Source organism: Micromonospora sp. B006 (genome assembly GCF_003408515.1).
GTDB lineage: Bacteria > Actinomycetota > Actinomycetes > Mycobacteriales > Micromonosporaceae > Micromonospora > Micromonospora echinospora_A.
In genome coordinates this window covers 4,438,952-4,462,861 of the sequence record NZ_CP030865.1, presented here as the reverse complement: position 1 = coordinate 4,462,861, position 23,910 = coordinate 4,438,952, and the positions used below count along the sequence as shown (strand labels likewise).

The 23,910-nt window shown below is 73.1% G+C and carries 25 protein-coding genes, 1 tRNA gene and 2 pseudogenes; 17 read left to right on the top strand and 11 right to left on the bottom strand.

The features are described from left to right. Positions 1 to 8 precede the first annotated feature (8 nt). The 4 genes from MicB006_RS19995 to MicB006_RS19980 all read right to left on the bottom strand — a co-directional run bounded on the left by MicB006_RS19995 (position 9) and on the right by MicB006_RS19980 (position 3,874). Complete coding sequence (locus MicB006_RS19995; protein WP_116508139.1) at positions 9 to 752, bottom strand: hypothetical protein; 744 nt, start codon at positions 750 to 752, stop codon at positions 9 to 11. Positions 753 to 826: 74 nt separating this feature from the next. Further along, positions 827 to 1,543, bottom strand: a complete 717-nt coding sequence (locus MicB006_RS19990) for a response regulator transcription factor (RefSeq protein ID WP_116508138.1) — start codon at positions 1,541 to 1,543, stop codon at positions 827 to 829. Next, a complete protein-coding gene (locus MicB006_RS19985; protein WP_116508136.1) occupies positions 1,513 to 2,709 on the bottom strand; it encodes a hypothetical protein in 1,197 nt (398 codons plus the stop codon). The genes MicB006_RS19990 and MicB006_RS19985 overlap by 31 nt, the downstream gene beginning before the upstream one ends. Then, positions 2,699 to 3,874, bottom strand: a complete 1,176-nt coding sequence (locus MicB006_RS19980; protein WP_116508134.1) for a sensor histidine kinase — start codon at positions 3,872 to 3,874, stop codon at positions 2,699 to 2,701. The genes MicB006_RS19985 and MicB006_RS19980 overlap by 11 nt, the downstream gene beginning before the upstream one ends. Before the next feature lie 214 nt (positions 3,875 to 4,088). On the opposite strand from MicB006_RS19980, the gene MicB006_RS19975 reads away from it, so the two are divergent. The 3 genes from MicB006_RS19975 to MicB006_RS19965 are packed head-to-tail and all read left to right on the top strand — an operon-like array spanning position 4,089 to position 5,373. Beyond that, complete coding sequence (locus MicB006_RS19975; RefSeq protein ID WP_116508132.1) at positions 4,089 to 4,529, top strand: hypothetical protein; 441 nt, start codon at positions 4,089 to 4,091, stop codon at positions 4,527 to 4,529. A 49-nt stretch (positions 4,530 to 4,578) separates the two neighbouring features. Next, positions 4,579 to 4,950, top strand: a complete 372-nt coding sequence (locus MicB006_RS19970) for a hypothetical protein (protein WP_116508130.1) — start codon at positions 4,579 to 4,581, stop codon at positions 4,948 to 4,950. Between the two features lie 12 nt (positions 4,951 to 4,962). Continuing rightward, positions 4,963 to 5,373 (top strand): TIGR03618 family F420-dependent PPOX class oxidoreductase, encoded by a 411-nt coding sequence (locus tag MicB006_RS19965; protein WP_116508128.1) that lies wholly within the window; start codon positions 4,963 to 4,965, stop codon positions 5,371 to 5,373. Here the strand turns inward: MicB006_RS19965 and MicB006_RS19960 are convergent. After that, on the bottom strand, positions 5,370 to 5,627 hold the full coding sequence (locus MicB006_RS19960) for a hypothetical protein (protein ID WP_192900106.1): 258 nt from the start codon (positions 5,625 to 5,627) through the stop codon (positions 5,370 to 5,372). The two genes, MicB006_RS19965 and MicB006_RS19960, sit on opposite strands and share 4 nt — an antisense overlap. Positions 5,628 to 5,724: 97 nt before the next feature. Here MicB006_RS19960 and MicB006_RS19955 point away from each other — a divergent pair, with 97 nt between their 5' ends. After that, positions 5,725 to 6,585 (top strand): aminopeptidase, encoded by an 861-nt coding sequence (locus tag MicB006_RS19955; RefSeq protein WP_116508126.1) that lies wholly within the window; start codon positions 5,725 to 5,727, stop codon positions 6,583 to 6,585. 15 nt (positions 6,586 to 6,600) lie between these two features. Here the strand turns inward: MicB006_RS19955 and MicB006_RS19950 are convergent, their stop codons facing one another. Then, complete coding sequence (locus tag MicB006_RS19950) at positions 6,601 to 6,957, bottom strand: MerR family transcriptional regulator (RefSeq protein ID WP_116508124.1); 357 nt, start codon at positions 6,955 to 6,957, stop codon at positions 6,601 to 6,603. Positions 6,958 to 7,030: 73 nt separating this feature from the next. Here MicB006_RS19950 and MicB006_RS19945 point away from each other — a divergent pair, with 73 nt between their 5' ends. The 3 genes from MicB006_RS19945 (at position 7,031) to MicB006_RS19935 (ending at position 9,161) form a co-directional block, all read left to right on the top strand. Next, a complete protein-coding gene (locus tag MicB006_RS19945) occupies positions 7,031 to 7,756 on the top strand; it encodes an SDR family oxidoreductase (protein ID WP_116508122.1) in 726 nt (241 codons plus the stop codon). A gap of 113 nt (positions 7,757 to 7,869) precedes the next feature. Continuing rightward, a complete protein-coding gene (locus MicB006_RS32810; RefSeq protein ID WP_225980832.1) occupies positions 7,870 to 8,307 on the top strand; it encodes a barstar family protein in 438 nt (145 codons plus the stop codon). Continuing rightward, a complete protein-coding gene (locus MicB006_RS19935; RefSeq protein WP_225980426.1) occupies positions 8,286 to 9,161 on the top strand; it encodes an alpha/beta fold hydrolase in 876 nt (291 codons plus the stop codon). The genes MicB006_RS32810 and MicB006_RS19935 overlap by 22 nt, the downstream gene beginning before the upstream one ends. A gap of 82 nt (positions 9,162 to 9,243) precedes the next feature. Here the strand turns inward: MicB006_RS19935 and MicB006_RS19930 are convergent, their stop codons facing one another. Continuing rightward, the gene (locus tag MicB006_RS19930; protein ID WP_116508120.1) at positions 9,244 to 10,197 is read right to left on the bottom strand and encodes an NAD(P)-dependent alcohol dehydrogenase; all 954 of its coding nucleotides are present in this window, start codon (positions 10,195 to 10,197) and stop codon (positions 9,244 to 9,246) included. A gap of 191 nt (positions 10,198 to 10,388) precedes the next feature. Here MicB006_RS19930 and MicB006_RS19925 point away from each other — a divergent pair, with 191 nt between their 5' ends. Further along, the gene (locus MicB006_RS19925; RefSeq protein ID WP_116508118.1) at positions 10,389 to 12,398 is read left to right on the top strand and encodes a hypothetical protein; all 2,010 of its coding nucleotides are present in this window, start codon (positions 10,389 to 10,391) and stop codon (positions 12,396 to 12,398) included. A gap of 31 nt (positions 12,399 to 12,429) precedes the next feature. After that, positions 12,430 to 12,825, top strand: coding sequence for a hypothetical protein (locus tag MicB006_RS19920; protein WP_043328857.1), 396 nt, complete (start codon positions 12,430 to 12,432; stop codon positions 12,823 to 12,825). 29 nt (positions 12,826 to 12,854) lie between these two features. Here MicB006_RS19920 and MicB006_RS19915 read toward each other — a convergent pair. Then, positions 12,855 to 12,930: transfer RNA gene (locus MicB006_RS19915), tRNA-Arg, on the bottom strand. Between the two features lie 169 nt (positions 12,931 to 13,099). Here MicB006_RS19915 and MicB006_RS19910 point away from each other — a divergent pair. Further along, positions 13,100 to 13,834: a hypothetical protein gene (locus MicB006_RS19910; RefSeq protein WP_116508115.1), complete on the top strand. Its 735-nt coding sequence runs from the start codon at positions 13,100 to 13,102 to the stop codon at positions 13,832 to 13,834. Positions 13,835 to 13,855: 21 nt separating this feature from the next. On the opposite strand, the gene MicB006_RS19905 is transcribed toward MicB006_RS19910, so the two are convergent. Further along, positions 13,856 to 14,872, bottom strand: a complete 1,017-nt coding sequence (locus tag MicB006_RS19905) for an alpha/beta hydrolase (protein WP_192900105.1) — start codon at positions 14,870 to 14,872, stop codon at positions 13,856 to 13,858. 163 nt (positions 14,873 to 15,035) lie between these two features. Then, positions 15,036 to 15,446 carry an HPF/RaiA family ribosome-associated protein gene (locus MicB006_RS19900; RefSeq protein WP_073830639.1) on the bottom strand — a complete coding sequence of 137 codons (411 nt, stop codon included), beginning with the start codon at positions 15,444 to 15,446 and terminating at the stop codon, positions 15,036 to 15,038. Positions 15,447 to 15,732: 286 nt separating this feature from the next. On the opposite strand from MicB006_RS19900, the gene ssb reads away from it, so the two are divergent. The 3 genes and pseudogenes from ssb to MicB006_RS19885 all read left to right on the top strand — a co-directional run bounded on the left by ssb (position 15,733) and on the right by MicB006_RS19885 (position 19,291). Continuing rightward, a complete protein-coding gene (gene ssb / locus MicB006_RS19895; RefSeq protein WP_116508114.1) occupies positions 15,733 to 16,557 on the top strand; it encodes a single-stranded DNA-binding protein in 825 nt (274 codons plus the stop codon). An 86-nt stretch (positions 16,558 to 16,643) separates the two neighbouring features. Continuing rightward, positions 16,644 to 17,639, top strand: a pseudogene (locus tag MicB006_RS19890) (cobalamin biosynthesis protein); the annotation flags it as partial. 110 nt (positions 17,640 to 17,749) lie between these two features. Next, positions 17,750 to 19,291 carry a cobyric acid synthase gene (locus MicB006_RS19885; RefSeq protein ID WP_116508112.1) on the top strand — a complete coding sequence of 514 codons (1,542 nt, stop codon included), beginning with the start codon at positions 17,750 to 17,752 and terminating at the stop codon, positions 19,289 to 19,291. A gap of 103 nt (positions 19,292 to 19,394) precedes the next feature. On the opposite strand, the gene MicB006_RS19880 is transcribed toward MicB006_RS19885, so the two are convergent. Then, positions 19,395 to 19,796 (bottom strand): rhodanese-like domain-containing protein, encoded by a 402-nt coding sequence (locus tag MicB006_RS19880; protein ID WP_116508110.1) that lies wholly within the window; start codon positions 19,794 to 19,796, stop codon positions 19,395 to 19,397. Here MicB006_RS19880 and MicB006_RS19875 point away from each other — a divergent pair. From MicB006_RS19875 to MicB006_RS19860, 4 genes and pseudogenes are all read left to right on the top strand, one after another. Then, positions 19,731 to 20,605 (top strand): annotated as a pseudogene (locus MicB006_RS19875) (uridine kinase); the annotation flags it as partial. The gene MicB006_RS19880 and the pseudogene MicB006_RS19875 sit on opposite strands and share 66 nt — an antisense overlap. After that, a complete protein-coding gene (locus MicB006_RS19870; RefSeq protein WP_116508108.1) occupies positions 20,583 to 21,947 on the top strand; it encodes a dipeptidase in 1,365 nt (454 codons plus the stop codon). The pseudogene MicB006_RS19875 and the gene MicB006_RS19870, both read left to right, overlap by 23 nt. A 78-nt stretch (positions 21,948 to 22,025) precedes the next feature. Next, entirely contained in the window at positions 22,026 to 22,232 is a 207-nt protein-coding gene (locus tag MicB006_RS19865; protein ID WP_073830643.1) for a hypothetical protein, read from the top strand. Between the two features lie 86 nt (positions 22,233 to 22,318). After that, entirely contained in the window at positions 22,319 to 23,902 is a 1,584-nt protein-coding gene (locus MicB006_RS19860; RefSeq protein WP_116511636.1) for an ATP-dependent DNA ligase, read from the top strand. The last annotated feature ends 8 nt before the right edge of the window (positions 23,903 to 23,910 follow it).

The window sequence follows — 23,910 nt, the reverse complement described above, 5'->3', positions numbered from 1 at the left end:
CGCGCGCGTCAGCAGGCGGAGCCGGGCTGGTCGCGGGCCGGGGCGTCCGACAGTGCCCACGGCGACGTCTCGGCCACCGGCGGACGGTAGTAGTCGTCGCGGGACAGGAACTCCACCGGCAGCGAACCCGGCAGCGTCACAGTGCCGAGCATCGGGCCGGGGGAGGCGGCGACCCGGGTGGTGAGCACGTCCCGCTCCGGCGGGGAGAGGTCGACCAGATCGGGGTTGGCCAGGCGGTATCCGGCCACCGAGCGGCGTACCTGCCGGGCCAGCCCGGCGACCGGCCCGACTGGGCCGCTCAGTGCCAGCGCCGGCTGCCGGATGGTGCGCAGCGCGTCGCAGACCACGCGCAACTCGGCAGTGCCGTCGCCGAGGTCGGCCAGTTCCAGCCGGGACGGCCACTGCCAGCGGATCTGACCGCTGACCAGGCGGGACAGCCGGACCGGACGCCGGTGCCGGGCACCCGTCCGGCTGTCCCGCCCGGGGACCACTGACAACTCGGAGCCACTGCAGACGTACACCAGGCGGCGGTCGGTCACGGTGATCGTCGCCGGCGTGGGCAGCGCCCAGCAGCGGACGTCCTCGGTGGGGCCCAGCAGGTGACCGGCGACCCGCAGCAGATGGTGCCCGAGCATGCGCTCACCCGGCTCGGGCACCAGCGCGTAACGCCGGTCGAGCACGGGACGGGTGGGGTCGGCGTCGGCGTCGAACCGATGCGGCCCGACGAAGAATGGTGCGGCGTCCTCCGGCACGGTACGACCTCCCGGTGACGGTTGGCGGTATCAGGGAGCCTGCCGGATTCGTAGGGTGATTGTCATGACACCTGTTAGGGGGTCGGCCGGTCGGCCGACGCCTGCGACCGGTAGATGCCGATCTCTTCCGGTCGGACGAGTCCGTCCTCGATCGCGCGGGCGAGCAGAGCCGCCTTCGTGGCGGCCGGACGACCCGCTCGGGTGTACTTGATCCGCGCCCGGTCGACGTACTGCTTCACGGTGTGCTCGCTGATCTGCATCCGGCGCGCCACCGACGCCTTCGACATCGACTGGAACCACAACAGCAGCGCCTCACGCTCCTTGTCGGACAGGGCCGGACGATCCGGACGGGCGTCGCCGACCATCGCGCCGGCCAGCGCGGGCGGCACGTACGGCCGGTCGTGCGCCGCCGCCAGCACGGTGGCCACGCAGTGCTCGCGTCCCTCGTGCTTGGCCAGGAACGCCACCGCGCCCGCGTCCAGCGCGGCCAGCATGGTCGGCGGGTCGCTGTGCTCGGAGTAGACCACCACCCGGCGCCCGGCCGCGCTCAGCTCGGCCAGCTTGTCCAGCACCATCCGGCCGTGCAGCCGCAGGTCGAGGAGCACCACCTCGGCGTCGGGCGCGGCCCGCAGCACCTCGTCCGGGTCGTCGCCGGTGGCCAGCACCCGCAACCGCGGCTCGCCGGCCAGCCAGGCACGCACCCCGTCGATCACCACCGGATGGTCGTCCACGATCGCCACCCCGATCGGCCACCCGGCGTTCACGTCCGCCGCCAGCGGGTCTGCGTCCATCTGATCTCCCCGTCCCGCTCGTGCAGGTGTTCCACCGGCCCACCCCCACCGGTCGTTGTCTCGTCCGGGCCGTCGTGCTCCGGTGTCACCAGGCTGACCACCACCTCGTCCGGTCCCGCGACCACCGTCAGCCGGGCCCAGCCCTCGGCCGCGGCGAGCGCCGCCGTCAGCGGGTCGGCCAGCCCTCGCCGGATCTCCACCGGCAGCTCCGGTGGCGTGCCGACCGCGACCAGGTCGATCGGCAGCCCGTTGCGCTCGGCCAGGTCGGCCGCCGCGCGCAGCTCGTGCAGCAGCGCGTCGGGCACGTCGTCCGACTCGGCGATGAGCCGGCGCAGCCGGGCGGCGGCCAGCACCGCCCGCCGCCGCACCGCCGGATCGGCCGGGTCGGCGTCGCCCGCCGCCAGTTCGGCGAGCACCTCCTCGGCGGTACCACTGACCAGAGCCAGCCGTTCCTGGCGCTCGGTGCGGGCCCGCTCGGCCGCCTCCCGCTCCGCCGCCACGGCCAGCGCCGCCGCCGCGGTGGCCGCCCGGTCGCGGGCCTGCGCGGTGATCGCCGCCGCGCCGACGAAGACCGCCACCGGCAGGGTGGAGGTGCCGTAAACGTACATCGTGGCCCGGCTCAGATCGGCCGGCGCGGTCGCGCCGTACAGCACCACCGCCGTCATCGCGATCGCGCCGTGCGCGGCGAGCATGACCAGCAGCCAGCGCACCGGCCGCTGCCAGAGCGCCAGCAGGAAGAACCAGGCCAGACCGCCCCACACCCAGTTGGCGGTGCTGAACAGGAAGCGCTCGCCGGCGCCCGCGACGACCGCCGCGTCGACCACCAGCAGCGCCACGGCCAGGCTCCGGGCCGGGGGCAGCCCGCCGCGCAGCAGCCGTACGCCGGCCCCGACCCCGACCAGCGCGGTCACCAGCCAGCCCACCGCCACCACGGTCGGCGCCGCCATGCCCTGTCCGGCCCGCAACACCGCCGGCAGCGCGACCGCCAGGTGCCAGGCCGCCGCGATGACGATCACGGCGACCCGAGCGCCCCCGTCGGACGCGTCCGCCACCGCGTGCGCCTCCGGCGGGGCCGTGGCCGGCGCCGGGCGCGTCGCCACCCGCTGCCGGGGCAGCGGGCGCAGCACGGAGTCGGCGGTCACCGCCGTACCCGACTCAGTCGCCATCGGACCACTCCAGCCGAATCCGGGTGCCCGCGCCAGGGGCAGAGGTCACCACCGCGCGTCCACCCACGGTGGCCATCCGCCCGTGGATCGACTCGCGCAGCCCGTACCGGTGGGCCGGGACCGTGGCGGGGTCGAAGCCCGGACCGTCGTCGGCCACCTCGACCACGACGGCGGAGCCCTCGCGGGCCAGGCGCAGCGATGCAGCCGCGCCCGGCGCGTGCCGCGCCACGTTCGCGAGCGCGGCGGCGGCGCTGTCCGCGAGCGCCGTGGCGACCTCCGCCGGCAGCCGGCACGGTTCCAGGGTCGCGGTCACCGCCGGCTCGGACATCCCGGCGAGCACCTCGCGCAGACGTTCGTCCAGGTCGGCCTCGCCGGGCGCGCCCGCGGTCCGCGCGCCGGCCAGGGCGGTCAGGGTACGCAGATCGTGCGCGCACCGCTCGCGCAACGTCGCCGAGTCGGGGACCGCGCCGAGGCCGACCATGGTGAGCGTGCCCAGGACGGTGTCGTGCAGGTCGCGGTTGTGCCGCCGTTCGGCCTCGCGGGCGGCGCGCGCCACCACCGCCTCGTGGGACAGCCGCTGATAGTCGGCGAACGCGGCGTCGGCGCGGCCGATCCGGCGGCGCATCACCGCTGTCATCACCGCCGTGCTGCCGGTCTGCACCAGCAGCGTGCCGGCGTGCGCCCGCGCCTCGACCGGGTTGCCGGCCAGCGTGGCCCCGGTGACGTACGCGGCGGTGACCAGCAGCCCGGCCGGCACCGACCAGCGCGCCGGAGCGGTGGCCTGCGCGTTGATCACCGTGGAGCTGGCGAGTACCGCGATCCAGCTCGCCTCGCCCGGCAGCACCTCCGGCGCGACCAGCCACGGGACGGCGAACGCGGCGGCGGTGGTCAGCGCGACGTCGCCGGCCACCAGCGGGCCGTCGATGCCGTGCCGGAACGCCCGCCACGCGTACCAGACCGACCAGGCGGTGAGCACGACGACAGCGGGGATCAGCAGCGCCACCCGCACCGGCGGCGTCCGCACCGACAGCGCGACCACCGCCCCGACCAGGCCGCAGGTGAGCCGCAGAACCGCAGGGAACGTCGTGAAGATGAGGGCGAACGCCTCGCCCGCCGGACGGGCCGGGGGAGACCCGGGCAGGGGCATGGCGGCAGCGACCGGCATCGGGGAGATGTCCTTCCGGCAGCGACCCGGCCGGGTCCGCACGGCATAGATTGACGCCGGAGAATAACACGGTTTGTCGGAACTGGTCACCCTTGGTGCTTGACGAGTTTCGCTCCGCCGTAAAGCAGTCGGGGTCCAGTGTCGCGCGGCGCCGCCGAGAAGCGGAGTAGCGGCATCCGGTTTACCGTTGCTCGCGTTTCCTACCCTGCGGGGTATGGCATACCAGCCGGCCATGGTGCCGCCGAAGAAGTCCAAGCGAACCCTGTTCATCGTGCTCGGCGTGGTGCTGGCGGTCTGTTGCTCCGGCGGTGTGCTCGGCGGCTTCTTCCTCTTCCGGGTCGTGCAGGAAGCCACCGGCCCGGCCCGGTCCACTGCGGAGACCTATGCCGAGGCAATCGTCGACCGAAACTACCCCGCCGCGTACCGGCAGCTCTGCTCCTCTGTGCGCGACCGGGTCAGCGAGGCCGAATTCGCCCAGCAGCAGTCCTCCCAGCCGGAGTTCACCGGCTACGACATCACCGGGCTGAACGTGTCGAACAACAACGGGCGGGTGAGCGGTTCGACGACCATCCGCTTCACGCCGGCGACCGGCACCAACGTGACCCAGTCGTTCCCGATGGTCAAGGAGGGCGGGGAGTGGCGGATCTGCGAGTGAGCCGGTTGCGGGGCGGCGAGGCGTTCATGGTTCGGGCATACTGCGCGGCATGACGGGGGAGTCTCCGCGCGGCCTGGGGCTCGGCCCGTTCCTGGTGGCGCTGCTCGGCGCAGTCGTGATCGCCTTCCTGCTGCTAATGCCGGTGCGGATCGGCCCCGGCGACCACGAGAAGAACACCAGTTGCGGCAACGCGCTCGTGATGGATCTCAACCACTGGCGGGACGTCCCCGACTACCCGGACCGGGCCTACTACCTGGACATGGCGAACCGGAGTTGCTCCGACGGGCGCGCCGACCGGGCCTGGCAGGCTGCCGCCGTGCTCGTGGTGACGCTGATCGGCGCCGTCGGGTTGCAGGCGCGGCACGCGGCGCGACGGGAACAATCGGTCCGGTCCGGCGGCGAGCCTCCGCGCCACGCCTGATCCACTTGTTGCATGACCTCACCTCCCACCACACCGCTCCCGCCGGCCGTCGAGGACCGGCTCGCCCGCGAGCGCAACGTCTGGCTCTGCACGCTGCGCCGTGACGGCTCACCGCACGTCACGCCCGTGTGGTTCGTCTACGCCGACGGCGTCTGGTGGATCGGCTGCGAGGGGCGCAGCGTCAAGGCCCGCAACGTGTCAGCCGACCCCCGCGTCTCGCTCGCCCTGGAGGACGGCGTCCACCCGGTCGTCGCGGAGGGCGAGGCCCGCGTACACCGCGCCGGTTTCCCGCCCGAGGTCGTCGCGACGTTCGCGGAGAAGTACGGGGGATGGGACATCCGGCAGCCGGTCACACCGGACAGCGAACGGGTGCTGCTGGAGGTGCCTGTCCGGCGGTGGCTGCTCGCCGGCCGGGCCCGCTAGTCCCCGGAGAACCCCCAGAAGGAGATTTCGTTCGGGATACCCGCCTCGTCGTGCAGCACGGCGTACCGGCCGAACCAGCGCTGCTCGGCCAGCGGCTTGAGCGCCTCGACGTGGGCGCGGGTCGGCCTGGCGGCGCCCGCTCGTGCGAGCGCCTCGGCCTCGGTCACCCGCTGGAACGTCCCGAAGTCGGGCTCCTCGCCGTCGGTCAGCACCCGCGACATGTCCAGGATGGAGTGCGTGCCGGACTCCTGCACCCGCTCGTCCGCCCACAGATCCTCCTCGCTGCGGGGACGGTCCGGGAAGTCGGCGGCGGGTCAACGCGTCCAGGATTCCTGTGCCACTCTCTCCGCCATGCGTCTGTCGTCGGGCCTGCGAGTCGCCGCGGTCGCGGCCGCCCTGCTGTCGGTCGGGGCGGCACTGCTCGCCATGCGGCAGGCATCGCTTCTGTGGGCAGTGGTCACGCTGGCGGCGCTGTGCGGCCACGCGCTCACCGCCTCCGGTGCTCCCCGGGTGAGGTGGGGCGTCGCCGCCGGCACCGGGCTGTTCGCCCTGGTGACGGTGGCGAACCTGCGCTGGTACGGGGAACAGGCGGCGGACGCGGGCGAGCCGGCACGAGGGCAGGCTGCCGGGCGGGCGTACCTGCTGGAGAGCTGGCAGGACGGCATGGACCGGCAGCGGCTGACAGCCGGGGGCCTGGCTCTCGGCGTACTCCTGCTGTGGGCTGCCGTGTCGGCGTCGCCGGCACGCGGCGGGCGGCGGGGTGTGGTGACGACGGCCCTGGCGGTCGCCGTGCTCGTCTGGTGCGTGGCGCGCGTGGCGCTGACGCCCGGCGAGCCGCCGCTGCCCGACCTGTTCGCGGCGGTGTGGCCGGCGTTGCTCGCCGCGCTCGTGGCCGCCGGGGTGCTCGCGTGGTCCGGACGGCGGGGCGACCGATACGGGCTTCTCCCGGCGGGGATGGTCCTGCTGTCGCTTGTGGCCGTGCGAATCTGCTCGGACTTCGCCGCCACGTGGGCGAGCTGGTGGACCCTGGTCAAGCCCGCCGAGGACGCCTTCCTGCAACCGGGAATCATGGTGAGCGTGGGCGCTTCGGCGGGAGGCGCCCTGCGGGTGTCCCCGGCGGTGGAGACGGCTGTCGCTCTCGGCGGCGTGGGGCTGGCGGTCGTCGGCGCACTGCGCGCCCACCGCGAGACCGAGGGCCGACAGACGTCTTAGGCCCGCGACGTCCGCCTACGGGTGGCTGTCGGTGATCGCGATGACCTCGTCGAGGCGGTCCAGGGCGGCCCGGAGGTCGTCGACCTTGGCCTGGATGCGCTCGCGCTCGGCGCGCAGCATGGCCCGCTGCCCGGGGTCGGTGTGCCCGGAGTCCCAGCACGGCAGGAGTTCCGCGATCCGGCTGCTGGTCAGGCCGGCCGCGTACATCTGCTGGATGAAGCGAACCAGCGTGACCGTGTCCGGCCGGTAGAGGCGCTGGCCGGACGGACTGCGCCTGGGGACGAGAAGCCCCTGCTCCTCGTAGTAGCGCACGGCGCGCACCGAGACACCGGCGCCGCGCGCCACCTCGCCGATGCGGATCAGCTCGGGCATGTGGCTCCTCTCACTCCGCTCCGGCGAACAGCACTTGCCTCTGACGTCAACGTCAGGTTTTAGCGTACCGGGCATGGACATCAACAACTCGGTAGCCCTCGTCACCGGAGCCAACCGCGGCCTGGGCCGCGCCTTCGCCCAGCGCCTGCTCGAACGCGGCGCCCGCAAGGTCTACGCGACCGCCCGCCGGCCCGAGACCGTCGACCTGCCCGGGGTCGAGGTGCTGCCGCTCGACATCACCAGCGCCACATCCGTACGGGCCGTCGCCGAGGCCGCCCCGGACGTCACGCTGCTCGTCAACAACGCGGGCATCCAGACCGGAACCGACCTGGTGACCGGTTCGCTGGAGGCGGTCCGACACGAGGTGGAGACCAACGTGCTCGGCCACCTGACGATGATCCGGGAGTTCGCACCGGCGCTGGCCCGCAACGGCGGGGGCGCGATCGTGAACGTCCTCTCCGCCATGTCGTGGTTCGGGACCAGGGGCGCCGGCGCGTACCACCTGACCAAGGCCGCCGCATGGGCCATGACGAACGGCGTACGCCTGGAACTCGCCGAGCAGGGCACGCTGGTGACGGCGGTGCACCTCGGCCTGGCCGACACCGACATGTCAGCGGGCTGGCCGGTGGACAAGATCGCGCCGTCGGATCTGGCCGACGCGGCGCTCGACGGCGTCGAGGCGGGCGCCGCCGAGGTGCTGGCCGACCAGTGGAGCCGCGACGTCAAGTCCCGGCTGACGCTGAAGCCCGAGGAGTTCAACGCCGCGATGGACCGCGCCCTGGCGGCGCTGGCGGCCTGATCGGGCCTGGCTGTACGGTCCCGGTCGTGGCCGCGTTCGACGCGGAGGCCGATCTCAGCGCAGACGTGGGCTTCCGCCTCCTGAGCAACACACCGGTGACCCTCTTCTGGCGCATGCCGGTCCTCGACCGGACCACCGGGTGGTTGCGCGATCACGGCTACCAGGTCACCCACCTGGACGCCTCGGGCTGGACGACCGAGGAGGCCATGCACCGGGACGTGGCGGCCGTGCTCGCGTTCCCCGGCTACTACGGGCATAACCTCGACGCCCTCAACGACTGGGGTTCCAGCCGGTCGGGGCCGTACCCGCGACCTGGAACGACGCGGAGTGGGCGGACGCCGACCGCCGACCGGACGAGCCCGGAACGGCCGGCCCGGTCGGCGGCCGGCGTGGGCGGGTGGTCCTGGCCGTACGGCGAGCACTTGACCGGATCCGTCCGAGCCGGTAGGTCCCGGAGCGCAGTACGTCACCTGCCGGGCGGATGGACGCCGGCAGAGGCGTACCGCTCGCCTTCGTCACCTTGCAGCTCGTGGCGCTTCCGAACACCCTGATGCAGGATGCAGCCGTGACCTCGATCTATCGAACCGCCGCGGGCCGGGACGGCATCCGCCAGTGGTGCGAGGAACAGCTGAGCGCATGGCCGATCCCGCACGATCGACGCGTGATTCACGCTCAGGCCGAAGACACGCACGTCGTCTCCGTCGGCGCAGGCCCGGTCACAGTCGTCTTCGTCGCTGGCGACCGCTTCAGCACTGCCGCCTACCTGCCGCTGCTCACCGCCCTGGCTCAGCGCTACCGGGTGGTCGCCGCCGACATTCCGGGTCAGCCAGGGCTGAGCTCCGATGAAGCGGGCACCGCCGGTGGCCGCCTCACCTGGTACGGCTCATGGCTGGGAGAGGTCATCGAGAAGACCACCGCCGGGCCGGTCGTGGTGTTCGGGCATTCATTCGGCGGCGCTGTCGCGCTCGCCGCAGATCATTCGCGGATTCGGGGAAAGGTCGCCGTGTCTCCAGGCGGATTGTGCCGGCTCCGGATCACACCCCGTGTCCTGCTGGCGTTCCTGGCATGGCTGGTGCGGCCACGAGATGCTTCGAGCCGTCGACTGCTACGCATCCTGTCTGCTCCCGGCCGAGAGCCCCGCGCCGAACTGGTGGAGTGGATGACGCTGGTCGCCCGGAACGCCCGTCCGGTGAGTTCCGATGACCTCGTACCGGCGGCCGCTCACACGATGCCGGTCGTGATCGCGAGCGGATACCACGACGTGTTCCTGCCCCCGGAACGACTGCGCGCAGGAGCACGACAGCGGATCCATGTCGACGCCGACATCGTTCCCGACGCCGGCCATCTCGTCACCGACGAGCACCCCGACCTGATCGCCGCGCTGGTTGCCCGGCTGGTCGACTAGGTGGTCCGCTGGTCTCGGTTCTGGTCGGCGTGGGCTCGGGGGCCCTGGCTGCACCCGCGTGGGCATGGCTGTGGGCCGCCGGTCAGACGACGGCCACGACGACTTTCCCGAGGGCGCGGCCCTCTCCGACGTGGGCCAACGCCTCGGGCACCTCGTCGAGGCCGAAGGACCGGTCGATGTGGATGGTGAGCTCACCCGTGGCGCAGCGGTCGGCCACAGGTTCGAAATGCGCCGGCCCTTCCTTGACGGCGAGCACACCAATGCGCCGGCGGCTGAGCCGGCCGACCGCGGCACCGATCGTCAGTACGCGAAGCACCGCCGGGACCGGGCCGCCGACGCACCGGTAACGGCCGCCGGGGGCCAGCGCCCGGCGGTAGTCGAACACCGACCGGTACGCGACCAGGTCGAGGATGAGGTCGTACGGGCCGCTGCGGGTGAAGTCCTGGCTGCGGTAGTCGATCACCTCGTCCGCGCCGACCGACCGCATGAAGTCGAGCTTGCCGGCGTTGTCGACGCCGGTCACCTCGGCGCGGAGCTGCTTGGCAATCTGAATGGCGAAGGAGCCCGTTCCTCCGCCGGCACCGTTGATCAGGACCCGTTTCCCGGCTGCGGCGCCTTGAGTCCCTTGCCAGGCGATGGCTCCCGCCTGCGGGATCGTTGAGGCCTCGGCGAAGGTCAGGGCGGCGGGCTTGGGGGCCAGAACCGACTCGGGAGCGATCGCGTACTCGGCGAAGCCGCCCTTGAGCATGAGGTTGTCGCCGTACACTTCGTCGCCGGGACGGAACCGGGTGACCTCCGGGCCGACCGCATCGACCCAGCCCGCGATGTCCGAACCGAGTGTCCGCCGTGCCGGGGAGCGCAGCCCGCCGATGCGCGAATACAGCGGCGAGCCTCGCAGGGTCTCCCAGTCGCTCAGGTTGACCGAGGTCGCTGCGACCTTGACGAGCACCTGTCGGCCGGTGGGGGAGGGCTTGGCGACGTCCTCGACCCGTAACACATCCGGCGGCCCGTACCGGTCGTACACAATCGCTCTCATCCACGCACCCCTAGCCCTTCACCAAGGCGCTCCGGCCGCAGTACGTCCGGGGCCGGCAGGCAACGGCTTCTTGGTAGCACACGGAGACGAGGGACCGGCGCCCGTCGCGTGACCGTGCGGAAGGCCGGAAACGTGGTTCTCCGATTGGCGTTTCGCTCCGTAGGATCTCCGGCGATCAAGGGGGATGAACGGTGGGCGATTTCCAGCAGTTCGTGGCGGATGTGACTTCACGTCTGTCCACCATGTCCAAAGGTGAGTTGTACGTCGTCGGCGACGGCCTCGACCGGGACTCACTCTGGCTCACGTTTCTCGAGTCCTTTCCCGCCGGCACCAATCTGCGGTTCCGTGAGCGATCCGAGTACGACTGCTCGACCTGCCGCCGTTTCATCAAGCACTTGGGCAACGTCGTCGAGATCCACGCCGGGCGCGTCCGTACCGTCTGGTCCGGGGTTTCGGCCTCCGACCCGGTCTTCTCCGTCGTCGCAGCCGCTCTGGACGAGTTCGTCCTTTCGCTGCCGTTGTCCACCATCTTCCGGTCCACTCAGGCGCAGTACGGGACGAAGACCAACCGAGCGCTGCGCGACGGCCAGGTCGAGGTGTGGCACCACCTGCACGGCCGGGTGGAGAAGCGGCATCGCGCCGACGACGTCGGCGCGGCACAGAGCGACTTCGACGCCGCGGTGCAGGTCTTCCAGCGTGGCCTGGCCGAGCTGACCCCGCACGCTCTGGACACCGTCGTCGACCTCATCGACGACAACGCCCTCTACCGCGGCGCGGAGCATCGTCGGGCGGTGACCGAGTTCCGGTCGCTGCAGAACCGGTGGACGGAGGCGGCCGACGGACGGGCCTTCGTCTTCGCCAACGCCATGAACCCGGCGGCACGCTTCCGCAACACGGTGATCGGCACCCTCGTCCAGGCTCTCTCCGCGAGCGTCGACCCGGAGCAGGCGGTCCGGTCGTTCGAGACGAAGGTGGCGCCGCAGAACTACCAGCGCCCCACGGCGCTGATCACCCCGGCCATGGTCAAGGCTGCCATGAAGACCATTGACGAGTTGGGCATCGAGGAGTCGTTGCAGCGACGGTTCGCGCGGCTGTCCGATGTGTCGGTCACCAACGTGCTGTGGGTCGACAACGACACGCAGCCGCGAATGAAGGACGGCATCGAAGGGCTGCTCATGCAGGCGGCCACCACGAAGCCGGCAGGTGCGCGCCTCCGTGACGCGAAGCCGGAGGAGATTCCCGTGGTCTCCTTCATGAAGGACATCCTGCCCGGCGCCACCTCCATCGACCTGTGGGTCGCCAACACCCACGAGCCGCACTTCGTCAGTCTCACGACCGGCCGGCACCCGGCTGCTCCGCGGTTGTTCAAGTGGGATAACGACTTCGGCTGGTCGTACGGCGGCAACGTCACCGACTCGATCAGGGAGAAGGTCAAGCGGGCCGGCGGCAACGTCACCGGCAAGCTGCGGGTGAGCCTGTCCTGGTTCAACCACGACGACCTCGACCTGCACGTGTTCGAGCCCAACGGCGACCACATCTGGTACCAGGAGAAGCGCGACAAGCTGGACGTCGACATGAACGCCAGCGGGCCGTTCTCCCGCGAGCCGGTGGAGAACGTCACCTGGGCCGACCATGTCCTCGACGGTGAGTACCGGATCGAGGTGAACCAGTACCGCAAGCGGGACAGCGCCCAGGTCGGCTTCGTGATCGAGACCGAGAGCGACGGGAAGATTGAGCATTACCGCCACGAGCGCGCGGTCGGCCACAAGGAGACCGTCGAGGTGGGCCGGGTGACGGTCACCGACGGCGTGATCACCGCTTTCCGGCCGGGTAAGGACGTGCAGCGGGGCAGTGCGGGCAAGGAGCTGTGGGGGATCACCACCGAACAGTTCGTACCGGTCTCCACCATCATGTACTCGCCGAACTACTTCGACGACAACGAGGTCGGCAACCGGCACTACTTCTTCATCCTGAAGGGGTGCGTGAACGACCAGCCGACGCGGGGAATCTACAACGAGTTCCTCCGCGCCGACCTGCAACCGCATCGCAAGGTGTTCGAGGTTCTCGGCGACCGCACCAAGTGCGAGCCGTCTCCGGATCAGCTTTCCGGCCTCGGCTTCAGCTCCACGATCCGCAACTCTGTGGTCGCCAAGGTGACCATGACCGGCGGCCGGCGCCGCCTCATCGGCATCCAGTTCTGATCCCCCAACCAGAAATCGGAGAGAGGTCGTCGTGACCATTTTTGAAAAGGCCACGCGGGAGAAGTTCCGCTATCCGTCGGCCAAGGGACTGCTGACCACGGAGCAGTTGTGGGAGCTTCCGCTGACCGCCAAGTCCGGCTTCAGCCTCGACGACGTGGCCAAGGCGGTCAACGCCGAACTCAAGGCCGTCGACACCGAGTCGTTCGTGGCCACCGAGGCCAATCCGGCCAAGGCGACCCTGGAGACCAAGTTGGAGGTCGTCAAGCACGTCATCGCCGTCCGCCTCGCGGAGGACCAGGCGGCGAAGGCGGCGGCGGCCAAGAAGCTGGAGAAGGAGAAGCTGCTGGCCGTCCTGGGGCGCAAGCAGGACGCGGTCCTGGAGAACCTGACCGAGGCGGAGCTGCTGGCCCGGATCAACAACCTGTAGCCCGCTGACGATCTGACCTGCGGCGGTGATGGTGCGCCCGGCAGGATTCGAACCTGCGGCCTTGGGATTAGAAGTCCCCTGCTCTATCCGCTGAGCTACGGGCGCGCGCCGACGGTCGTCGCGCCAAGAGGGTACCGCCGCTCCCCGTCCGCCCGGGGGTACGGGTCGGCGCGTCCGTTCCGCCCCTCAGCGTCCCACGCTGGGGCCTGGACCGGCACCACAGTTACGGCGGTCCGGCGCGGGCCGGGCGGGACGCGATCCGTACCCTCGTCGGATGCTGCTCGACCAGGAAACCGAGAACGAGATCGTCTTCGAGCTGTGTCAGCTCCTCGGACGGGCGATCCTGCCCGTCACCGGCTCGGACGGGCCGGGCGCGCCGGCCGGCGTCCTCGGCACAGCCTTCTTCTACAGCGAGCTGGTCGGCGCCACCGACGACGGGGAGATCGCGCACGAGTGGCTGCTCACCGCCGACGCGTTGACCGAGCGGGCGTACGGGGAGATCGGGTTGCGGCCGAGCGTCACCGAGCCGGCCGAGGGGGCGGACGAGCCGATCGAGCTGCCCGGTTTCGCCGACCACTGGCTGCACCTGCCGGAGCTGGGGCTCGCCGCGATGCCGACCGGCGGCCTGCACGGCTGGGCCGACGACCGGGGCTGGCGCTGGCGTACCCAGCAGGTCACCGAGGCGGTGGCCGCGCCGGCCGACTGGGTCGCCCGGATCGGCGTGGCGCCCGCCTCGGCGTTCGTGCTGGCTTTGGGTGCGGGCGAGGACGGGTCGCGGCCACTGGAAGCGGTGGTCGAGCGGGTCGCCCGGGACGGCGGCGAGGTGCGGGTCACCACGGAGCTGCCCGCCGGGTACGTGGGCGCGCCGGTGTTCGCGGTCGAGGCCGGGCCGGACGGCGGACCGGCGCTGCGCTGCCTGGGCGTGGTGCTGCCGTCGCGCGCGGGCAGGCACCCGGTCGCCACGTTCGACCGGATCCGCGCCGCGCTCGCGGCGGTCGTCACCGACTGAAGCGGCGAGGCGGGTACGCCCTCAGCCCTCGGCGGTCGCGTCGGCCGGCCGCCGAGGGGACGGCGGCGTCGTGGACTCCGGCTCGGTCGGACCGGCGCGGAGGAACCCCTCCGCCCACCGTCCGACCTCCGCGAAGACCTTCTCGCGTACGCCGGGACTGGACAGCGTGAGGTCGTGCAGCCCGCCGTCGAAGCGGGCCAGCGTGACGTGGTGGCCGAGGCGGGGCGCCCAGCGCACCATGTGCTCGACGTCGAGCACCGCGTCGGCGCCGGTGGCGCTGTCGTGCCACTTGGTGCCCCGGAAGCTGCGCGTGGAGCAGGCGAGCAGCACCGGCACCGGGATGTCCAGCCCGGCCCGCAGCCGGCGCTGACCGGCCCGGATCGCGCTGATCCAGCCGGCCCGGACCGGGAACCCGGCGAGCGGCTTCCAGGCCAGGTCGTACCGCCACTCACCCCGGTGGTCGGCGTGCAGGCTCTCGCCGTACACCGTGCCCAGGCCGAACGGCAGGACACGCTGCGGCGCCCTGCGGCCCAGGCGGGAGACGGCGGCCGCGAGGGGTCGGCGGACCATCCAGGGCGCGTTGATGTCGAAGAAGGGGCTGTTGAGCACGATGCCGTCGACCAGTCCGGCGTCGCGGCGGTCGTGGGCCCACAGCGAGATGATCAGGCCGCCGGTCGAGTGGCCCATGGCGAGCAGGGTGTCGTGGCCCTCCTCGGCGCGGATGATCTCCGCGGCGGCGTCCAGCTCGGGGAAGTAGTCGCTCAGGTCGCGGCAGAAGTTCGGGGTCTGGTGCGCCAGCAGGCTGCGGCCGTACTTGCGCAGGTCGAGCGCGTAGAAGTCCCAACCCCGCTCGGCGAAGAAGTCGGCCACGTGGGTCTGGAAGAAGTAGTCGACGAAGCCGTGCACGTAGAGCACGGCGCGCCCGGTCGGGCGGTCGGCCCGCCGTCGCACCAGGGTCGCGACGACCGGCCCCTCGTCGTCGGTGCCCAGGTCGATCGTCCGCCGCTCGTAGGGGGCGCCCAGCACGTCCGGTTCCACGACCGCGACGGTACGCCGCCGCGCTACCCGGCGCTAGGGGTGCCGGGTTGTAAGGAGGGGCCCCTTGTTAACGCATCCGGTAGAGGAAGGGCCCCTTGTTAACAACGCGTCAGCGCGGGGACGGCCCGCCCGCCGGCACCGTGCGGGCGGGCCGTGCCGGACTTCAGACGGTTTCGGCGTCCTCGCGCTCGGCGTCCTGCAACGGGGCGACCTCGGGCTGGTCGACGGCGCGCAGGTGCTTGTTGTTGCGCGGCTCCTGCCGGGTCTTCGCGTCGTTGAGCTTGCGGCGCAGGTCGTCCCGGACGTCGTTGAGCGCGGCGTGCAGATCCTCCTCGGTCGAGGTGGTGACGATCTTCTGCCGACCGGCGATCCAGCACTCCAGGGTCACCTTCTGGCCCCGGGCCTCGCGATCCTTGACGGACACCTCCAGCTCGGTGGCGTCGGCGTGGAAGCCGGCGAGCCGGGTGTCCAGGGTCGCGAACTGCTCGGCGATCCAGTTGCGGTCGCCCTGGGAGAACCCGGCGCCGACCCGCAGGCACTCGGCCACGGTCGCGGGGTTCGCCACGGCGCTCATCGCGCTGCCTCGCGGACGTCTCGGAGAAGCATCGGAGCTCCCTTTCTCTCGGTTGATCAAGTACTTACCCAACCGGCGCGATTCCGGAACGCCTGCTTGCCGGCTCCACTCGATCATGCGTCGCCGCAGGTCAGGCGCGTAGGGCCGGTTGACCTAGCAGATCGGGACCTTGATCAGGGCGTTGTCCACAGGGCGGTCCGTCATCCACAGGCACGGGCCGGGCGGGTGGTCCGGGCGAGACGGCCGGACGACGCTCACCGGGACAAGTCGATCCCTGGGAGGGGCGATGTTCGATACGTACGTCACGATCGTCGGCAATGTGCTGACCGCGCCGGAGTGGCGCCGGACCACCCAGAGCGGAACGCTGGTGGCCAACTTCAAGGTCGCCTCGACCGCCCGCCGGCTCGACCGCGACAGCGGCCGCTGGGTCGACGGCAACAGCCTGCGGGTACGGGTGAACTGCTGGCGTCGCCTGGCCGAGGGAGTCGCGTCCTCGGTGGCGGTGGGCGACCCGGTGATAGTCGCCGGCCGTCTCTACACCCGGGACTGGACCGACGAATCCGGCACCCACCGCACGCTCTACGAACTGGAGGCGGTCGCCGTCGGGCACGACCTGTCCCGCGGCCGGGCCCGGTTCCTGCGCAACCAGCCCCGTGCGGCCACCAGCACTGTCGAGGACGCGGAGGCCGAGCAGCGGGTGCACGGCGAGACGACCGAGCCGGTGCCTGACGGGCAGGCCCCGGCCACCTTCGACGACCGGCCCTTCGACGACGACTTCCCGCCCCCGGAGTACGGCGGCGGCCGGGTCGGGCTCGTCGGCACCGTCGAGCGGGTGGGCGAGCCCGACCCGTTCGACGACCGGCCCGGCGAGCGGCAGGCCACCGGCTTCGACCCCGGTTCGGGTGGCCCGGTGGGGGAGGAGGACGAGCTGGGCGACGTGGCGGACGACGGGCCGGCCCCGGCCGAGGACGACGAACTGGGCGAGGTCGCAGCGCCGGAGGCCGGCGGACCGGGTGGTTCCGGGCCGGGTGAGGGCGAGCCGGGCGGCGCGAGCCCGGGCGGGACCGCGTCGGGGCGCCGGAGCAGGCGACGGACCCCGGTGCCCGCCTGACCCTTCGTCCGACGGGGGCGCGGGGTGGTGACATCGGCGTCACCACCCCGCGGTACGACTAGGCTGGCCCGCCGGAGGTGGTGAGGGTGCGGCAGGCGACCGCCATGGCGAACGCGACCGGACTGGTGGCGGGCTACGCGCTCGACGCGCTGCTCGGTGACCCCCGCCGGTGGCATCCGGTGGCCGGCTTCGGCCGGGCGGCCGGTGCGCTGGAACAGCGGCTCTACCGCCCCGACCGGTCGGCGGGCGCGGCGTTCACGGCGTTGGCGGTCGGCGCGCCGGTCCTGCTCGGCGCCGCCGCCGCGCTGGCCACCCGCCGTCATCCGGTGGGCCGGGCCGCGCTGGTCGCCGCCGGCACCTGGACGGTGCTGGGTGGGCGCACGCTGCGGCACGAGTCCCGGGTGATGGCACGGGCGCTGGGCCGTGCCGACCTGCCCGCCGCCCGGGCCCGCCTCGGCAACCTCTGCGGGCGGGACCCGTCCGCCCTGGACGAGTCCGAACTCGCCCGCGCCACCGTCGAGTCGGTCGCCGAGAACACCTCGGACGCCGTGGTCGCCCCGCTGGTCTGGGGCGCGGTCGCGGGCCTGCCCGGCCTGCTCGGCTACCGGGCGGCCAACACGCTCGACGCGATGGTCGGCCACCGCTCGCCCCGGTACGCCCGCTTCGGCACCCCGGCGGCCCGGCTGGACGACGTGCTGAACCTGGTGCCGTCCCGGCTGACCGGGTTGCTCACGGTGGCGGTCGCGCCGGCCGCGCACGGGGACCGCGCCGCCGCCTGGCAGGTGTGGCGGCGGGACCGGGCCGACCACCCGAGCCCGAACGCCGGTCAGTGCGAGGCGGCCATGGCGGGCGCGCTCGGCGTCCGGCTCGGCGGGCGCAACGTCTACTTCGGCCGTGCCGAGACCCGGCCGTTCCTCGGTGACGGTCCCCGCCCCGAGGCGCGGCACCTGAAGCGGGCCGCCCGGATCTCCGGCGCGGTCGGCGTGGCCGCGCTCGGCCTGGCCGCGCTCTACCCGGTGACCGTCGGGCGCCTGGCCGGAGCGGCCGGACGGGCCGCGCTGGGCGTCCTCAGTCGAGCGGCTCGGGCCTCCGCTCCGGCGGCTCGCATCCGGGGTCGGGCGGCTCGCGTCCCGGGTCGGGCGGCCGAGGCGTGGAGCGGGGGCCAGGCGCACGGGTACGGGGAGAGCGTGCGGTGAGCGGCGGGCTGCTGGTCGCCGGCACCACCTCCGACGCCGGTAAGAGCGTGCTCACCGCCGGCATCTGCCGCTGGCTGCGCCGCCGCGGCGTCCGGGTCGCGCCGTTCAAGGCGCAGAACATGTCCAACAACTCGGCCGTCGTGGTCGGGCCGGACGGGCGCGGCGGAGAGCTGGGCCGGGCCCAGGCGATGCAGGCTGCCGCCTGCGGGCTCGACGCCGACCTGCGGTTCAATCCGGTGCTGCTCAAGCCGGGCAGCGACCACGCCAGCCAGGTGGTGCTGCTCGGTGAGGCGGTGGACACGGTCACCGCCGGCAACTACCACGAGGTGCGGTCCCGGCTCGCCACCACCGCGTACGCGGCGCTGACCGAGCTGCGCGAGGAGTACGACGTGGTGATCTGCGAGGGCGCGGGCAGCCCGGCCGAGATCAACCTGCGCGACGGGGACTACGTCAACATGGGGCTTGCACGTCAGGCCGGGCTGCCGACGATCGTGGTCGGCGATATCGACCGGGGCGGCGTGTTCGCCTCGATGTTCGGCACCGTCGCCCTGCTCGACGCGGCCGACCAGGCACTGGTGGCCGGATTTGTCGTGAACAAGTTCCGGGGCGACCGCGGGCTTCTCCAGCCGGGGCTGGACATGCTGCGCCGGGTCACCGGCCGTCCCACGTACGGGGTGGTGCCCTGGGCGCTGGACCTGTGGCTGGACGCGGAGGACTCGCTCGCGTACGGGCGGGTGCTCGGCAGGCCGCCCGCGCCCCGGGGCACCGACTGGCTCGACGTCGCAGTGGTGCGGCTACCCCGGATCAGCAACGCCACCGACGTCGAGGCCCTCGCCACCGAGCCGGGGGTGCGGGTACGCCTCACCGTCGAGCCGGCCGAACTGGCCGCCGCCGACCTCGTGGTGCTCCCCGGCACCAAGTCGACCGTCGCCGACCTGGCCTGGCTGCGGGAGACCGGCCTGGCCGACGCGGTACTGGCACACGCCGCCGCCGGCCGGCCGCTGCTCGGCATCTGCGGCGGTTTCCAGATGCTCGGCCGGGCGATCCACGACCCGGTGGAGAGCCGCCGGGGCACAGTGCCCGGCCTCGGACTGCTGCCCGTCGAGATCACCTTCGAGCCGCGCAAGACGGTCCGCCGGGCCGAGGGCACCGCCGCCGGAGACGTGCCGGTGTACGGCTACGAGATCCACCACGGCCGGGTCTCGGCCGCCGACCCGGGTCTCCCGCCGCTGCTGCGCTACGCCGACGGCACCGGCGAGGGCGCGCGCCTCGGCGCCGTGTACGGCACGCACTGGCACGGCGCCTTCTCCTCGGACGCGTTCCGCCGCCGGTTCCTCACCGACGTCGCGGAGGCGGCCGGACGCACCGGCTTCAAGGTCGCGCCCGACACGTCCTTCGCGGCGGCCCGGGAGCGGACGCTCGATCTGCTGGGCGACATGGTGGAGGAACACCTCGACACGGACGCGCTGTGGCGGCTGATCGAGTCCGGCCCGCCGCCCGGACTGCCGTTCGTGCCGCCCGGCGCACCACCGCGTTGAGGCGCCGCCCGAGCCAGCCGGCACGCCTGGCGTCCGAGGAGCGCCCGGCGTCCGTCGAGCGCCCGGCGTCCGAGGAGCGCGTGGTGGCCGTGGAGCGCGGGGCTCAGTAGCGCACGTCGGCCGGGCGGTCGGACATCGGCAGCCCGGCCTCCCGCCAGCCCTGCACCCCGCCGATCATGTCGGTGGCCTGCCGCAGCCCCAGCGTCTGAAGGCTGGCGGCGGCCAGACTCGAGCTGTACCCCTCCCGGCACACCACGACGATCTCGCGGTCGTATCCGTTGGCCTCGGGGATGCGCCAGGCGCTCGCCGGGTCGAGCCGCCACTCCAGCACCGTGCGGTCGATGACGATCGCGCCGGGCAGCTCACCCTCCTCGCGGCGCTGCGCCTCGGTACGCGTGTCGATAAGCAGCGCGCCGCCTCGGACCGCCTCGACGGTCTCGTGCGGAGTGAGCCGGCGGAGACCGGCGCGGGCCTGTTCCAGGAGGGCGTCGACGCCCGGACACATCACGTCATGGAGCACCCCCCGATGATGCCCAGCGGCCCGCGCCGCCGCTCGCCGAAACGGTCCGCCCGGGTCGCAGGTTCCAGCGGACGGGGGAACGTTAGCGTCGGTCGGGTGAACGTCGCAGTGATCGAGGCGTACGCCGGGTTGGCCCGCCGGGTGCTGACCGGGCCGGCGCGGTTGGGGCGTACCCGGCTGGTCGCAGTCGACGGGCCCAGCGGCGCGGGCAAGGGCGTGTTCGCGACGCGCCTCGCGGACGCGCTCGCGGAGCGGGCGGGCGGCGTGCGCCCGCCGCTTGTGCACACCGACGACCTGCTCGACGGCTGGGACGACCAGCTCACGTTCTGGGCCCGGCTGGAGGAGCAGGTGCTCGGCCCGGTGCGGGCGGGCCGGGCGGGCGGCTACCGCCGGTACAGCTGGGTGCGCCGGAGCTTCCTGGACCGGGTGGTGCCGGTGCTGGCCGGGCCGGTGCTGATCGTGGAGGGGGTGAGCGCCGCCCGCGCCGCGGTGCGCCCCGAGCTGACCCTGTCGGTGCTCGTCACCGCGCCGGCCGAGCTGCGGTTGCGCCGGGCGCTTGCCCGCGACGGCGCGCAGATCCTGCCGGAGCTGCGCCGCTGGCACGAGGGGGAGCGGGCGCACTTCGCCGCCGACGGCACCGCGGCGGCGGTGGACCTGGTGGTGGACGGGGCGCCCGCCCTGCCGCACGACGCGGACCGCTACTACGTGCGGGTGGGGCGGCGATCGGGCTCGGGCGACGTGCCGGGGTAAGGCCAGCATACGATTCCGCTCATGACCACTCCGATCCTCTCCGAGTCCGAGGTGCGGGCCGCCGTCGAGCGGGAACTTCCCGGCGTCCGTGCCGACCTCGAGCGACTCGTCCGCATCCCGGGCATCGCCTTCGAGGGCTTCGACCACTCGCACGTGGAGCGTTCCGCCGAGGCGGTGGCGGAGCTGCTGCGCGGCTGCGGCCTCGACACGCGGATCGTCCGGTCCGGCGGCCAGCCGGCCGTGATCGGCACGAAGGCGGCCCCGCCCGGCGCGCCGACCGTGCTCATGTACGCGCACCACGACGTGCAGCCGGTCGGCGACCTGTCGCTGTGGGAGTCGGACCCGTTCGAGCCGGTGGAGCGCGACGGCCGCCTCTACGGCCGGGGCGCCGCCGACGACAAGGCCGGCATCATGGCGCACGTCGCCGCGCTGCGCGCGTTCGGCGACCGGCTCCCGGTCGGCGTGGTGCTGTTCATCGAGGGCGAGGAGGAGTACGGCTCGGACTCGCTGGAGCGGCTGCTCGCCGAGCACCGCGACGACCTGGCCTCGGACGTCATCGTCATCGCCGACTCCACCAACTGGGACGTCGGCGTGCCGGCGCTGACCACCTCGCTGCGCGGCGTCGTGAACTGCTTCGTGGAGGTGCGCACGCTCGACCACGCGGTGCACAGCGGCATGTTCGGCGGCGCCGTGCCGGACGCGCTCACCGCGCTGGTGAAGCTGCTCGCCACGCTGCACGACGAGGCCGGTGACGTCGCGGTGGACGGGCTGGTCGGCCGCGAGGGCGCCAGCGTCGACTACCCGGAGGACCGGTTCCGCGCCGAGGCCGGCCTGGTCGACGGCGCGGAGCTGTTCGGCACCGGCCGGATCACCGACCGGCTCTGGACCAAGCCGGCGCTGGCGATCCTCGGCCTGGACGCGCCGGCCACCGGCGAGGCGCCGAACGCGCTGGTGCCGTCGGCGAAGGCGAAGCTGAGCGTACGGCTGGCGCCGGGCGAGGACCCGAAGAAGGCGTACGCGGCGCTGACCGCGCACCTGGAGCGGCACGCGCCGTGGGGCGCGCAGGTGTCGGTGACGCTCGAGCACGACGGCGCGCCCTGCGTCATCGACGCCTCCGGCCCGATGTTCGACGCGGCCCGGTCGGCGTTCAAGGCGGCCTGGGACGGCACCGACCCGGTCGACATCGGGGTGGGCGGGTCGATCCCGTTCATCGCCACGTTCCAGGAGATGTTCCCGCAGGCCGCGATCCTGGTCACCGGCGTGGAGGACCCGCACGCGCGGGCCCACGGGCCGAACGAGAGCCTGCACCTGGGCGAGTTCGCCCGCGTCTGCCTGGCCGAGGCGCTGCTGCTGGCCCGGGTGGCGGAGGCCGGAAACCGCGCCTGAGGTGTCGAAACCGTAACTTCGGGGCCGATGTCGGAGTTTGTGGTGTGTCGACGGGCGGGGTGTTATAGCCTTTCGAACATGCGTACGAACGACGAGATTGAGCGGCTTCAGGCCGCCGTCCGTGCTCTGGGGGACGTCGACGTCTCCGCGTGGTCCGAGGACACGCTCAAGGAACAGATCGGCGAGCTCTCCGCCGCGCTGGTCACGCTCGACGCGCTGCTCACCCGGGTCGCCGAGGGCGTGCGCGGCCGCGGCCTGCGGATCGAGGAACCGGTCTCGGCCTGACCGGCCGCCGGTGACCCGGCCACCCGTGTGGTGTGCCGGGTCGCCGGATCGGCCCCGGTGTCGCTGGTGGCTGGCAGGATATGGGCGTGCGTTTCGCGGAGCTGGCGGCCACCTCGGCCGCGGTCGGCGCCACCAGTGGCAGACGGGCCAAGGTGGAGCTGCTGGCCGCTGCGCTGCGCGGGCTGGAGCCGGGCGAGATCCCGGCCGGCGCCGGCTATCTCGCCGGTGAGCTGCGCCAGCGTCAGACCGGTGTCGGCTGGGCCGGCCTGCGTGACCTGCCCCCGCCGGCCGCCGAGCCGACGCTCACCGTCACCGCCGTCGACGCGGCGATCGAGGAGATCTCCCGCGTCGCCGGGGCCGGTTCGCAGGCCCGGCGGCGGGACCTCGTCGGCCGGCTGTTCGCCGCCGCGACCGCCGACGAGCAGCGTCTGCTGACCGGCCTGTTCCGGGGCGAGCTGCGCCAGGGCGCGCCGGCCGGGCTGCTGACCGACGCGGTCGCCCGCGCCGCCGACGTACCGGTGGCGGCCGTCCGGCGTGCCCTGCTGCTCGCCGGTGACCTGCGCGCCGTGGCGGTCGCGGCGCTCACCGGCGGCGCTCCGGCGCTGGCCGGGTTCGGGCTCCAGGTGGGCCGGCCGCTCGCACCGATGCTGGCGCAGAGCGCGCCCTCTGTCGACGAGGCGCTCACCGCCACCGGCGTGCCGGCGACGGTCGACGTGAAGCTCGACGGCATCCGCATCCAGGTGCACCGCTCCGGCCCGGACATCGCCGTGTTCACCCGCAGCCTGGACGAGATCACCGGCCGGCTGCCCCAGGTGGTGGCCGCCGTGCGCGCGCTGCCCGCCCGCGAGCTGGTGCTCGACGGTGAGGCGATCGGGCTGGACGCGGCCGGCCGGCCGCTGCCGTTCCAGGAGACGTCCAGCCGGGCGGCCCGGCGCGCCACGCCCAGCACCACCGGGCCGACGCAGGTCGCGCCCGCAGTGCTGGCCGCCGCCGAGCGCACCGGCGAGCCGGTGCTCACGCCGTACTTCTTCGACCTGCTGCACCTCGACGGCGCCGACCTGATCGACGCGCCCGGTCGGGAGCGGTGGGCGGCCCTGGCCGGCGCGGTCGACGCGTCGCTGCTCGTCGACCGGGTCGAGGTGGACGATGCGGAGCAGGCAGCCGCGGCGTTCGCCGCGGCTGTCGACGCGGGTCAGGAAGGCGTGGTCGTGAAGGATCCGGCCGCGCCCTACGACGCGGGCCGGCGCGGCTCGGCCTGGGTGAAGGTCAAGCCGCGGCACACGCTCGACCTGGTGGTGCTCGCGGTCGAGTGGGGCAGCGGCCGGCGGGAGGGGTGGCTGTCGAACCTGCACCTCGGCGCCCGCGACCCGCGGACCGGCGAGTTCGTCATGCTCGGCAAGACGTTCAAGGGGCTCACCGACGAGCTGCTGCGCTGGCAGACCGAACGGTTCCTTTCGCTCGCAGTGGAGAAGGGCGACTGGGAGGTGCGGGTCCGGCCGGTGCAGGTGGTCGAGATCGCGTTCGACGGGGTGCAGACCAGCAGCCGCTACCCGGGCGGCATGGCGTTGCGCTTCGCCCGCGTGCTGCGTTACCGCCACGACAAGACGGCCGCCGAGGCGGACACCATCGACGCGGTCCGCGCCATCCACGCCGGCCGGATCACCGGCTGACCGGTCCT